Genomic DNA, 594 nt, shown 5'->3' with positions numbered 1-594 from the left:
GCTGCGGCGAGACACGCGATTTTGTTCCAGATTTGCATGGCGGCGTTACGCAGGTCTCGATGTTGAGCCGATGACAGCGCATTGCGGGGAAAGTGGAACAGGTTGGCAATCGGATCATGGATGGAAACGAACCGCTGAAGCTGGCGTGCCGACTTGAAGCGTTTCATGGTCCTTTCGCGTCGTCGGGTCGGCTGGTGCGAATTTTCCGCTCGATTATTCAGGCCTGTGTGCGACCGGTGTTCGACACCGGGCATGAGGTCGCGCCTGGCGGCATCATAGGACCGGAGCTTGTCGGTGATCATGACCCGTGGTGTCCGCCCTTGAGCCTTCAGCAACTTGCGCATCAGACGCTTTGCCGCCTTGGCATTTCGGCGGCTTTGCACCAGCACTTCGAGGACGAAGCCGTCCTGATCGACGGCACGCCAGAGCCACTGCTTCTTGCCATTGATGGCCACCACACATTCGTCGAGATGCCATTTGTCGCCCAGGCAGCCGGCTGACCGTCGCTTGATCTCCCGGGCGAAATGCCGCCCGAATTTCTCCGCCCAGCTTCGAATGGTCTGATGCGTGACGATGATGCCGCGGGCCGCCAAC

The 594-nt window shown here is 60.1% G+C and carries 1 protein-coding gene; it reads right to left on the bottom strand.

What is annotated here, in order from left to right; translation table 11 throughout:
• Nucleotides 1–594: IS6 family transposase (locus NKH03_RS34920; protein WP_352973397.1), on the bottom strand; the 594-nt coding region annotated here is incomplete at both ends.

It is taken from the genome of Mesorhizobium sp. M1406 (assembly GCF_040317555.1).
Taxonomy (GTDB): Bacteria; Pseudomonadota; Alphaproteobacteria; order Rhizobiales; family Rhizobiaceae; genus Mesorhizobium.
The sequence above is the reverse complement of the archived record's forward strand: the minus strand, read 5'-3'. Positions and strand labels throughout refer to the sequence as shown.